The 13,721-nt window shown below is 34.0% G+C and carries 6 protein-coding genes; all 6 read left to right on the top strand.

Annotation, left to right across the window (positions count from 1 at the left end; genetic code table 11):
• Window positions 1-226: 226 nt before the first annotated feature.
• The 6 genes from HQN62_RS10845 (at window position 227) to HQN62_RS10870 (ending at window position 13,698) form a co-directional block, all read left to right on the top strand.
• The gene (locus tag HQN62_RS10845) at window positions 227-3,274 is read left to right on the top strand and encodes a SusC/RagA family TonB-linked outer membrane protein (RefSeq protein WP_173504371.1); all 3,048 of its coding nucleotides are present in this window, start codon (window positions 227-229) and stop codon (window positions 3,272-3,274) included.
• An 11-nt stretch (window positions 3,275-3,285) separates the two neighbouring features.
• Window positions 3,286-4,866, top strand: a complete 1,581-nt coding sequence (locus tag HQN62_RS10850; protein ID WP_173504372.1) for a RagB/SusD family nutrient uptake outer membrane protein — start codon at window positions 3,286-3,288, stop codon at window positions 4,864-4,866.
• Window positions 4,867-5,229: 363 nt separating this feature from the next.
• Window positions 5,230-7,167: a glucosamine-6-phosphate deaminase gene (gene nagB, locus HQN62_RS10855; protein WP_173504373.1), complete on the top strand. Its 1,938-nt coding sequence runs from the start codon at window positions 5,230-5,232 to the stop codon at window positions 7,165-7,167.
• Window positions 7,168-7,294: 127 nt separating this feature from the next.
• Window positions 7,295-9,364 carry a beta-N-acetylhexosaminidase gene (locus HQN62_RS10860; RefSeq protein WP_173504374.1) on the top strand — a complete coding sequence of 690 codons (2,070 nt, stop codon included), beginning with the start codon at window positions 7,295-7,297 and terminating at the stop codon, window positions 9,362-9,364.
• A 245-nt stretch (window positions 9,365-9,609) separates the two neighbouring features.
• On the top strand, window positions 9,610-11,949 hold the full coding sequence (locus HQN62_RS10865) for a T9SS type B sorting domain-containing protein (RefSeq protein ID WP_165818135.1): 2,340 nt from the start codon (window positions 9,610-9,612) through the stop codon (window positions 11,947-11,949).
• Window positions 11,950-12,081: 132 nt separating this feature from the next.
• Complete coding sequence (locus HQN62_RS10870) at window positions 12,082-13,698, top strand: ABC-F family ATP-binding cassette domain-containing protein (protein ID WP_116798307.1); 1,617 nt, start codon at window positions 12,082-12,084, stop codon at window positions 13,696-13,698.
• The last annotated feature ends 23 nt before the right edge of the window (window positions 13,699-13,721 follow it).

Consider the following 13,721-nt stretch of genomic DNA (forward strand, 5'->3'; position numbering starts at 1 on the left):
TTTTGCAACAATAATCATTTTGTCATTAAAAAAAGCATTTTGATGAAAAAAATGTTGAAATATGAGAAAAACAGCTAAAAATATATTTTAGAAAACGTTTTCGAAAAACGTATTGTTGATTAAAAGATGTCGTTCGTTTAAAAAGTAATGCTGTTGGTTTAATTTATTTTTTTAAAGAGTACGTTAAGAATAATTTTACCCTATAACTAACAAAAATAATTTAAAAATGAGAAAAATTTTTTTAATCGTGATGATTATTTTTACGACGCAAGTAACCCTTGCGCAGGTAAAAAAAATCAATGGTTTTGTTTCAGATGCGACGGGTACTCCGATACCAGGTGCAAATGTTAACGTAAAAGGCGAAGCCAATGGCGCCTCAACAGATTTTGACGGTAAATTTACAATTGAGGTTAAGCCTGGTGCTACATTAGTGATTTCATACTTAGGATATGAAACGCGAAATGTAGTAGTAGGAGAGTCTTCAACGATCGATGTAAAGTTGAATTCAGCAGCTTCTACTGCATTGACAGAGGTGGTTGTAACTTCATTAGGGATCAAGAAATCTAAAAAATCTTTGACCTATTCTGCGCAAGAGTTAAAAGGAGAAGATCTTGTTAGAGCGAAGGATCCGAATCTTATGAACACAATTGCTGGTAAAATTGCCGGAGTTGCCGTAACTAAAAGTGCTGGTGGTACTGGAGGTTCTACAAAAGTTACTATTCGTGGAAATTCATCTACTACAAACAACAACCCTTTATATGTTGTTGATGGTGTACCAATGTTGAATATATCTTCTATTCAGCCAAACGATTCATTTGGTTCTACTCAAGGTGGTAACCGTGATGGGGGCGATGTTATTGGTTTATTGAACCCAGATGATTATGAAGGAATGACAGTGCTTAAAGGTGCTTCTGCAACGGCTTTATATGGTAGCCAGGGTGCTAGAGGTGTAATTTTATTGACTTCTAAAAAAGCAAAAGAAGGGGTTTCATCTTTTAGAGCTTCTTCAAATACTACAGTTGAAACAGCTGCTTATTTACCTAAATTTCAAACTTCTTACATCGCTAAACCAGGAGCAGATGAATCATGGGGAGCTGCACAAAGTACACCGGATCATACAAGAGACTTTTTTGACACGGGAGTAACTCAAATATCTTCTTTTGGTTTTTCTACAGGATCTCAAAATTCTGCCACAAATATATCTTATGCCAATACTTCTTCTAATGGTGTTTTACCAACTAACAGTTTGAGTAAAAACAACTTTAGCATCAGACAAATGGGAAAATTCTTTGGAGACAGATTGACAGTAAATGCTAATGCAAATTATACTTCTCAATATGTAACAAACAGACCTACTAGTGGTTTGTATTTTAATCCGCTTACAGGTCTTTACTTGATGCCAAGAGGATATGATTTTAACGAATATAAAAATAATTTCGAAAAATTTGACCCAGCAAGAAATTTGATGGCTCAAAATTGGATGACAGACAGAGACATCGAACAAAATCCATACTGGGGATTGAATCGTAATAAATCTAAAGATGGTAGTCAATATATGAATGGGGCTATTGGATTAAATTACAAAGTTAACAACTGGCTTTCTATTGGATCAAGATATAATTATGATAGAATTACTTCAGAATTTGATAAAGAGATTTATGCAACTACACAAGGTACGTTATCACATCCAAATGGTAGATACATCAATATTAACGATGTGAGCACACAAAATTATGGTGATTTAATTGCTACAATTAACACTAAATTCAGTGACGATTTAACATTTTTTGCAAATGTAGGTACCAGTTTTACAAAAACTTCACTTAATGATGAAACAGTTTTAGATTCTGATCCATCTGGTTTAGGGATTACAAACTGGTTTACACTTCATAATTTTAATTCTAACACTGGTAATTATCAAAATTACGGATACCGTAGAGAACAACAATCTGTTTTTGCAGCAGCTACTTTTGGTTACAAAAACATGTTGTACGTAGATATTACAGGACGTAATGACTGGTCTTCTACATTGGCAAATACTGGAAACATGTCTTTCTTCTATCCTTCTGTAGGAGCAACTTGGCTTATTTCTGAAAGTTTTACAATGCCAGAAGCAATTACATTTGCTAAAGTTCGTGCTTCTTATGCGCAAGTTGGTAATGATGTTCCAGCATTCTATACTTCTCCAACTTCTGCATATTCAGCTGCAAATCCACAAAATATCAATCCAACTGTTGGTCCAAGACCAGGTACAAATTTGAAACCTGAAAGTCAAGATTCTTATGAGTTAGGTACTGAATGGAGATTTGTTAACAACAGATTTGGAATAGAATTAACGTACTATAATAATAAGACCAAAGATCAATTGCTTACAATTCCTGCTCCAGCTACAAATGCTGAAGGATACCAAAATTATGCTTATAATGGTGGTGTAATTAAAAATAACGGTATTGAGATTTTAGTTAATGCTAAAATTATAGACAATGATAAATTTAAATGGGACGCTACTTTAAACTATTCAAAAAATAACAATGAAGTTTCTGGATTACCTGAAGAATTGGGAGGTACAGTTATTTTGACTCAACCAGGAGTTAACAGCTATAGATATTCATTAATAAATGGTCGTCCATTTGGAGTTATTGAAGGGATTAATCTTAAGAAAGATGCTGAAGGTAGAGTTTTATTGAATGAAGATGGTTCAATTCAAAAAACTGATTTCGAGGAAGTAGGAAATGCAAATCCAGATTATATGTTAGGTTTTAATAACTCATTCAAATTGGGTAATTATTTCTTAAACTTTACAATTGATGGACGTTTTGGAGGAGATGTAATGAGCTTGACTGAAGCAGTAAATGATCAATTTGGTGTTTCTAAAACAACCGGAGATGCAAGAGATGCTGGTGGTGTAGATATTAATGCTGTTTATGCTCCTGGAACAACAAAAGCAGGACAAGCTTATGCTGGCAAATATAATGCAGAGAGCTACTATAGTCAAGTTGGTGGTAGAGCTGGTATAACTGGAGAGTATGTTTATAGTGCTACAAATGTAAGTTTAAGAGAATTAGCTTTTGGATATACATTTGACCTTAAAAACAGCAAAATTTTCAAAGCAGCTAATTTATCGTTAGTGGGTAGAAATTTATTCTTCTTCTACAAAGATGCACCATTTGACCCAAATATTTCTTTGAGTACAGGTAATGGTTTACAAGGGATTGATGTTTATGCAGCACCTTCTACAAGAAGTATCGGTCTTAATTTAAATGTAACTTTCTAATCTATATCATCATGATACTAAATAAAATAAAAACAACTGCTATATGCGCGACATTGCTTGCCGCAATAAGTTGTACAAGCGATTTCAACGAAACGAACACGAATCCAACTGGGATTACCGCTAAAGACCTTGAGCAGGATTTTAATCATGTAAAAGTTCCTTTCAGTACTGTTTTTACAGGGATTTTCAATACAACACACTGGAAATACCAATTGCAACAAAATCTTAATGCTGATATATGGTCAGGATATATGGCTACTCCAACACCTTTTAAAGGAGCAGCAGGAGATAACTCAAACTACAATCTTGTTGATGGTTGGAATGGTTTTATCTGGAGTTTGCCTTATACAGATGTAATGGCAAATACACTTAAAATTGAGCAAAGAACCAAAGGAAAATACGATCAATTTTATGCAATTTCTTTGATCTTGAAAGTAGAAGGAATGCACAGGGTTACAGATGTCTTTGGACCAATTGTATATTCTCAATTTGGAACTACAGACGCTACAATTCCTTATGATTCACAGGAAGAAGTATATACTAAAATGTTTTCTGAACTAGATTTTGCTGTTACAGAATTAACTAAAAGAGTAAATGCTGGTGAAGCTTCAACTTTTGTGAGTACAGACATGAGTGGTTACGGTGGTGATTACAAACAATGGGTTAAATATGCAAATTCATTGCGTTTGCGTTTGGCTATGAGAATTGTTAAAATTAAACCAGCCTTGGCTAAAACAGAAGCGGAAAAAGCAATTAGTCATCCTTTTGGTGTAATGACTACAAATGCTGATATCGCTAAAGTTATTATTCCTAATTATATTGATCCAATTTTAACAATCTCTTCGGCATGGGGAGATATTAGAATGTCTGCTGATATGGAATCAATTATGAATGGATACTCTGATCCAAGACTTGCTAAATACTTTAAAGAATCTGCTGATTTTCCTGGCGAATACAGAGGAGTTCGTACAGGTATTAATATGATAGCTAAGTCTGATCGTACAGGTATGTCTGAAATTGGTTCAATTGTTGGATCAAATGAAAAAGTGTTAATGACTACTGCTGAAGTTTATTTCTTGAGAGCTGAAGGTGCTTTAAGAGGTTGGAATATGGGTGGAACTGCTCAAGCTTTATATGAAGCGGGTATAACAGCTTCATTTACACAACATGGAGCTTCAGGAGCAGCTGCTTATATAGCTGATAATGTTAGTACAGCTAAAGATTTTGTTGACGTTAAAGATGCTGCTAATAATGGAGCAGCAGTGAATAATGTTACTATTGCTTGGGATGGTGCAGCAGCAAATGAGGTAAAGTTGCAAAAAATCATTACTCAAAAATGGATTGCTAACTTCCCAGAAGGTCAAGAAGCTTGGTCAGAATACAGAAGAACTGGATATCCAAAATTATTCAGAGCGTTACACAATACAAGTGGAGGAACAATCACTACGCAATTTGGTCCACGTAGAGTAAATTTTGTACAAACTGAAAAAGACGGTAACCCTGGTGGTGTGGCTACAGGACTTGCTAAATTAGGAGGGCCTGATAATGGAGGAACCAGACTTTGGTGGGATACTACTGGAGCTAATTTCTAAAATATACAAATAGTTATTTTTTATTCCAGACAGGTGAAAGCCTGTCTGGATATAAAAAAAATGAAGAATTGAAAAATGATGTTGCAAGATTTTTTAATTGATTTTTAAAGGTTTTATAACCAATCGCTCCGATTTGTAAAGTAATTTTACTTTGTTTTAAGAGCCTATTACTATTGAAATTTCTTTTTATTTTTTTAGAAAATAAAATTTATATATAAACAAAGCTGATTTCGCTTTGTTTCAAAAAAAACTAGAATTAAAATTATAAGCACAAGATATAAATATTTCAGATTTAAGAATTTAATGTCTTAATTGTATTTATATTACTATTCCTTAAGATAAAAATATATAATTATAAAAAACATGAGAACTACATCAATTATAGGTAATGACATAAGCTTCAAAAAAGCGGGTCAGTTTGAAGATACCCGTTTTGAAAAAATCCACAACGTAATTTTTAAAAACTCAACGGATGCTTCAATAATTGTTGCCCAGGAGATTGCCGATTTAATTCGTTCCAAACAAGAAAAAAACAAAAAGTGTGTATTAGGTCTAGCTACAGGTTCTTCACCAATAAAAGTGTATCAGGAATTGGTTCGTATGCACAAAGAGGAAGGCTTGAGTTTTGATAATGTTGTGACTTTCAACTTGGACGAATATTATCCTATGCCGAAGGAAAGTAACCAAAGTTACCATTATTTCATGCACCAGCATCTTTTTAATCATGTTGACATCAGACCCGAAAATATTAATATTCCTGACGGAACAGTTGCTTTGGAAGACCTGAACCAGTTTTGTGTTGATTATGAAATGAATATTAAAAATGCCGGAGGATTGGATTTTCAATTGTTGGGAATTGGTCGTACGGGTCACGTTGGTTTTAATGAGCCGGGTTCACACATCAATTCTGGAACTAGGATTATCACTTTGGACCATATAACCAAAGTGGATGCTTCTGGTGATTTCAATGGAATTGGGAATGTCCCTAAAAAGGCTATCACGATGGGAGTTTCTACAATTCTTCGTTCTAAAAGAATTGTCTTGATGGCTTGGGGACAAAATAAAGCATCCATTATCAAGAGAACCATTCAAGGCGATATCAGCTCTGAAGTTCCTGCGACATTTTTGCAAAATCATAACAATACTACTTTTGTGTTGGATGAAGGTGCAGCATCAGAATTGACGAGATTGGAAACACCTTGGTTAGTTGGAGAATGTATTTGGACGGAACAGTTGAAAAATAAAGCAATTGTTTGGCTCTGCCAACATACCGATCAATCAATCCTTAAATTGACTGACAGAGATTACAACAACAATGGAATGTCCGATTTATTGGCAGCAGGAAGTTCGGCTTACGATTTGAACATCAATATGTTTAATGTATTGCAACATACCATTACTGGGTGGCCAGGAGGAAAGCCGAATACAGATGACAGTAATAGACCGGAACGCTCGAATCCTGCTAAGAAAAGAGTGATTCTGTTCAGTCCGCATCCAGACGATGACGTTATTTCGATGGGAGGAACGTTTGCTAAATTAATAAAGCAAGGTCACGATGTACATGTGGTGTATCAAACTTCTGGAAACATTGCGGTTACTGATGATGAGGCATTGAAGTTTGCTGAAGTGTGCAATGATTTTGTCGAAAAAGATAAATCAGGAATCAATTTTCAAGCTGTAATAGATTCAATCAATTCAAAAACAATTGGTCAAAGCGATTCTACCGAAGTGCGTAAATTAAAAGGATTAATTAGAAGACGCGAGTCGTACGCGGCAACAAGATACATCGGTTTGAAAGACGAAAACACTCATTTCTTGGATATGCCATTCTATGAAACGGGTATGGTTCAAAAGAAACCATTAGGACCAGAAGATATTGCAATTGTAAAGGAAATTATCGAGAGAATTAAACCACATCAAGTATTTGCTGCAGGAGATCTTGCCGATCCGCACGGTACACACGAAGTATGTCTGAATGCTATTTTTGCGGCCATGAAAGCATTAAAATCGAAACCATTCATGAACGATTGTTGGTTGTGGTTGTACAGAGGAGCATGGCATGAATGGGATATACATGAAATTGATATGGCCGTTCCATTGAGTCCTGATGAAGTTATGTTGAAAAGACAAGCCATTTTGTACCACCAATCCCAAAAAGACAGAGTAATGTTCCAAGGAAATGATTCAAGAGAATTTTGGGTTAGAGCCGAGGATCGAAATAAAAGCACGGCAAAATTATACGATAAATTAGGGCTTGCCGAGTATGAGGCAATCGAAGCTTTTAAACGTTTTGAGTACTAAATACCACTTTTTGTTTTGAGTGTTTACTGGAGAGCTAGACTCAAGTTTATGTATTAATTCTTGAGTTTAGTGCTTGTTTTAAACTGATTTTTCGAAGTTCAGATTTTTAATATCTTTTTTTTATAAAATGAAATACATCATAATTTTTTTATTTGCCTCTATTATTTCATCAGCTCAAATTAATAAAGAGCAATTAAATATTATGCCGTGGCCTCAAAACATTTCGCTTTCAGAAGGTGCGTTTCCTTTGACAAAAAAATTCAAGGTAAATATCACTGGAGCTCCAAATTCAAGGATATTTATTGGTGCGACAAATTTTTTAAGAAGATTGGATGGAAGAACGGGTTTGTTCTTTAATCAAGGCTTTGTAACAGGTTTAAATGAAGTTCCTGATGCCGAATTACAAATCAATTGTGTTAGAGCTGGAAAAATCGAATTGTATGAAGATGAAAGTTATTTGTTGGATATAACTCCGAGTAAGATTACCATAAATGCAACTACAGATGTTGGTGCTTTGCATGCGTTGGAAACTTTACTTCAACTATTGCAAAACAACAGTAATTCTTTTTATTTTCCCATTTCCAAAATTTCGGATTTTCCAAGATTTACTTGGAGAGGATTAATGATTGATGTTGCCAGACATTTTATGCCTGTTGATGTAATTAAAAGGAATCTAGATGGAATGGCAGCGGTAAAAATGAATGTTTTTCATTGGCATTTAGTGGATGACCAAGGTTGGAGAATCGAAATGAAAAAACATCCAAAACTTATTGAAATGGCATCGGATGGAAATTATTATACCCAAGAAGAAATAAAAAGTGTTGTAAAATACGCTTCAGATAGAGGGATTTTAGTAGTTCCAGAAATAGATGTGCCTGGTCATGGATCGGCTATTTTGACTGCATATCCGGAAATAGGAAGTAAAGTTGTCAATTTGAATTTAAATTCAGGTGAAAAAGGACAACAGTTCACGCAAATACAGTCATATAGTATAGAAAGAAATGCGGGGATTTTTTCTCCAACGTTGGATCCTTCAAATCCAAAAACGTATCAATTATTAAATGAATTTTTTGATGAAATTTGTCCGCTCTTTCCTGGAAAATTTTTTCACATAGGAGGTGATGAAAACGAAGGGAAAGACTGGGATTCAAACCCTAAAATTCAGGAATTCAAAAAGAAACATGGTTTAGTGAACAACCACGAATTGCAAACGTATTTTACGATGCAATTGATTCCTATGCTCAAAAAACACAATAAAGTATTAATGGGCTGGGAAGAAATTATGACTAAAAACATGTCCAAAGATGCTATCATTCATTCGTGGAAAGGTAGTAATGAAGGACAGCCTGCTGGAAAATCTCTTGCTGATGCTGCAAAAGGTGGCTACAAAACGGTCTTATCAAATGGATATTATATCGACTTGGTTTTTGGGGTTGAAGATCATTATTCAGTAGATCCAATGCCTAAAAACTTCGTATTGACAGATGAAGAAAAAGCTAGAATTTTGGGTGGTGAAGCTACTATGTGGACTGAATTGGTAACGCCAGAAACTCTTGATTCCAGAATTTGGCCTAGAACTGCAGCCATAGCCGAACGTTTTTGGTCAAATGAAAATATTACAGATATCAATAGTTTGCGTAAAAGACTGAATACATTTTCATTCCGATTGGAAGAACTGGGTTTGACACATTTAAAGAGTAAAGAGGGATTGTTGCGAAACATCAGTAACAATCAAAAAAATGAGGCATTACTTGATTTGTCAAATGTTTGTGAGCCAATTAAACAATATTCAAGAAATAAAGGAGGTACAGAATACCAAATGTATTCACCATTGACATTATTTGCTGATGCCTGTACTCCAGATGCATCCGATGCGCTCGGATTTGGTTTGGCAGTAACTAATTATTTAAACAATAAAACAAATGAAAATCAAAGCATTCTTGTTGCTTATTTAAGTAAATGGGTTAAAATGCATACTGACTTAACAGCTTTAGGCAATAATGCGCCTTTAGTTCAGCCACTTTTGCCTTTGTCTGAAAGTTTAAAAAATATTTCTGAGCAACTTTTGCTTAAAATAAATAAACAAAGTATAGATGCTTCTGCATTGAATGAATTACTGGAGAAATGTAATTCAAAAGAACATGCCGATGTTGAATTAGCGGTATATAATAGCTTGAAAAAGTTAGTTCAAGCTTAATTTAAATTCAAAAATAAAAGTTGTAATCGTTAAGATTGAGTTTGGTTATTTATATTTTAATATGATTTTTTTATTTTGAATTATTATTGTTTTTATGTGAAAACAATATTTTAACCTGGTAATTCGTTGCCAGGTTTTTTTTGAAGCATTTGCTTGCTAGTAGGATTAAACGTGTTATAATACTTAATTTGCTAATGATACACATCAAAAAAATAGTTGCATTTTGTTGCATTTTATTTTGTCAAATGTCTTTTTCACAAGGAGATTGTGCCAGTGCTCTTACTATATGTGGCAATACAACTTTTACAGGAGTAATAAAAACATATCCAGATGATTCTCAATTTAATGGTCATGTAAGTTGCGGAAATTACGTTCATTCTCCAATGATATGGTTAAAAGTAACTATTGTAACAGGTGGAAGTTTTGGGTTTGTACTGACTCCCAAAAGTCTAGATCCTAAAGCAGATTTAAACTTTTTTGTTTTTGGTCCAAACGTTACTTGTGGCGATATCGGGCAGTCCATTCGTTGCTCTTATACTTCACCTTTAGAAATGTTTTCAACAAAAAACAAAACTGGATTAATTCCAGGTGCTTACGGAGTTAGTAGGCAGTCTAACGAAGGGAATGGCTTTCTTGAAATGTTAGACGTAAAAGCAGGAGAAAGTTATTATATTGTTGTTATGGATGCCGGGGCTCCTTATAATCAGTTTTCAATTGATTTTAATGGTACTGCAACAATAGACGCTCCTCCTGAGATAAAAACGCCAAAAATATTTGGTAGTTATGGTGCGAAAATCTGTGAATCGGACGGTGTAAATGATTTTATTACAAATATTGATCTAAATGAAATTGCTGCTACTGCTGTAGGAAACCAAAATAATGTTGAAGCTTCTTTTTACATAAGAGGTGAGGATGCAATAAAAGACATCCGAAGGCTTCCTAATGGATTTCGAAACACCGAAAGTCCACAAAAGGGATATATTAGATTAACCAATACTGTTTCAAAATGTTTTGTAGTTGAGGAATTTATTTTTACGGTAGAGCCATTGCAGACTCCTTTTCCATTAAATGTTGCTGGATGTGATGTAAGTCAAACGGGGTTTGTACATTTCAATTTGGCAGAGAATGATTTGTTATTACAAGACAATAATCCAAACAGAATTGTAACCTATCATCCCGCGGCAAATGATATGATAACATTGCCAAAAGATTATGTAAACAAAGAGGCTTATCAAGAAGAAACTGTTTATGCTAAAATATTGGATACACAATCGCTTTGCAGTGTTTTTAAGCCTTTCAAATTAATAATAAATAAAACACTTCCGAATGTAAAACCTGTACAGTTAACACAATGTGATATTGGTAATGTGCCAAGTGATATAAAAACATTTAATCTCTTGGAAGCATCGGAAGCATTGACTTTAAAAGATTCTCTGTTTTCTGTAAAATTTTACCTTAACAATTCAGATGCTCAAAGTGATGTAAATCCCTTAGATTTCTTGTACACCAATAGCACAAATCCACAAACAATAATTGCCAAAGTAACAAACAAAACTACAGCTTGTTATGCTTTTACAACAGTAGATTTGAAAGTAAAAAAAGGAATTACACTAACCCAAACAATAGAAAAATGTGATGATGATGCCATATCCGATGGTATTGTGAAATTTAATCTAGCTGACGCAGGCTTCGAAAATAACGGAAACAAAGTCACTTATTTTCTAACATCAGAAAATGCACAATTGTTTCAAAATCCAATAGCTGCAAGTTTTACAAATACGCAGCCCTATCAGCAAACGGTTTATGCCAGAGTCCAAAATGAAAACGATTGCATTGGTATTAATACTATTGAGTTAAAAGTGGCTGTTTTGCCTAATCTTGAAAAAAATGAAACATTGTATTTATGTTTAAATAAAACAGAAGATTTAATAAAATTAAATACAGGAATTTCCAACGTAGATTTAATTAATTACCAATACAAATGGTCTCCAAACGGAGAAACAACTTCTGAAATAGATGTTAATAAAGCAGGAACCTACACGGTTGTCGTTAAAAATCAAAGCGGATGTACAAGAGAGCGGATATTTACTGTGAAGAACTCAGAACTTGCTGAGATTTATGAAATTATAATAGACGATTTTACCGAAGTAAAAAAAGTTACTATTTCCGCATTAGGGCAAGGAATTTATGAGTATTCTTTAGATAATATATCCGAAAATTATCAAGCTTCCCCCATTTTTGAAAATGTTGCCACAGGTATCCACGATTTGTACATAAAAGATCTTAATGGTTGCGGTATTCTGCATAAGACAATTTCTGTTTTAGGTGCCCCAAAATACTTTACTCCAAATGGAGATGGTATAAACGACAATTGGAATATTTGGGACTTAAACACTCCATCAAATTCAAATGCAATTATCGATATATTTAACCGATTTGGTAAACTTCTAAAACAAATTTCACCAAAAGACGTAGGATGGGATGGTACGTTTAACAATCTTCCTTTACCAGCTGACGATTATTGGTACACTTTATATTTATCTGACGGAAGATTTACAAAAGGTCATTTTTCGCTTTTACGATAAGAATAGGTATATTTTAAATGTAAAAAAAAATATAATATTGATAACCTAATGGAATTTTATCAGGTTTTTTTTGAATAAAAAAAGTCATTATTTTTTTGTACTTTTGCGCAAAATTTTAATAAAGAGACATTCATGTTAACAGTCAATAATTTATCAGTTCAGTTTGGCAAACGAATTTTGTTTGACGAAGTAAATACAACCTTCACACACGGAAATATTTATGGAGTTATTGGAGCCAATGGTGCTGGAAAATCAACTTTTCTTAAAATAATTGCAGGTGATATCGATCCTACTTCGGGGCATATACATTTGGAACCAGGAAAACGTATGTCGGTTTTAAACCAAAACCACAATATGTTTGACGAACATACAGTTTTGGAAACTGTGATGATGGGTAATAAAGTTTTATATGCTGTAAAAACAGAGATGGACGCCCTTTATTTGGATTACAATGATAAAAATGCAGATAGAATAGGGGAGTTACAAGTGCAATTTGAAGAGATGAACGGTTGGAATGCCGATTCTGATGCTGCTTCAATGCTTTCTAATCTTGGTATTTCAGAGGATAACCATTATACATTAATGGGTGATTTGGAGGGGAAAATCAAAGTGAGAGTTCTTTTGGCACAAGCGTTGTTTGGAAATCCAGATTTGTTGATTATGGATGAGCCTACCAATGACTTGGATTTTGAAACCATAGCTTGGTTGGAAAATTTCTTGGCAAATTATGAAAATACAGTAATTGTAGTTTCTCACGATAGACACTTCTTGGATTCAGTTTGTACACATATTTCGGATATTGATTTTGGTAAAATAAACCATTATTCAGGAAATTATACTTTTTGGTATGAATCCAGTCAATTAGCGGCTAAACAGCGTGCACAGCAAAATAAAAAAGCTGAAGAAAAGAAACAAGAATTAGAAGAATTTATTCGTCGTTTTTCTGCGAATGTAGCCAAATCAAAACAAGCTACTTCTCGTAAAAAAATGATTTCTAAATTGAATATTTCAGAGATAAAACCTTCTAGCCGTCGTTATCCTGCCATTATTTTTGATCAGGATCGTGAAGCTGGGGATCAAATTTTAAACGTTCAGAATTTGAGTGCTTCTGTGGATGGAGAAACTTTGTTTAAAGGAGTGGATCTGAATATGGCAAAAGGAGATAAAATTGTTCTTTTTTCTAAAGATTCTAGAGCTACGACTGCGTTTTATGAAATTTTAAACGGGAATCAAACTGCAGATTCAGGTACTTTTGATTGGGGTGTTACGACAAATCAGGCATATTTGCCGGGTGATAATCATTCGTTCTTTGAAAATGATTATACTTTAGTTGATTGGTTACGCCAATGGGCAAAAACAGAGGAAGAACGTGATGAAGTCTTTATTAGAGGTTTCCTTGGGAAAATGATTTTCTCAGGTGAAGAAGCTTTAAAAACTAGTAGAGTTTTATCAGGAGGAGAGAAAGTTCGTTGTATGTTATCCCGAATGATGATGGAGCGTGCTAACATCTTGATGTTAGACGAACCTACCAATCACTTGGATTTGGAATCGATTACTGCTTTCAATAATTCATTGAAAAACTTTAAGGGATCAGTTATTTTTACAACACATGACCATGAATTTGCCCAAACCGTAGGTAATCGTGTTGTTGAGTTAACACCAAACGGAGCTATCGATCGTTACATGACTTTTGATGAATATTTGGATGATGAAAAAGTTCAAGAATTAAGAGTTAAAATGTATTCATAAGAATAAATAAGTTTCAATAAATT

Source organism: Flavobacterium sp. M31R6, from assembly GCF_013284035.1.
Taxonomy (GTDB): Bacteria; Bacteroidota; Bacteroidia; order Flavobacteriales; family Flavobacteriaceae; genus Flavobacterium.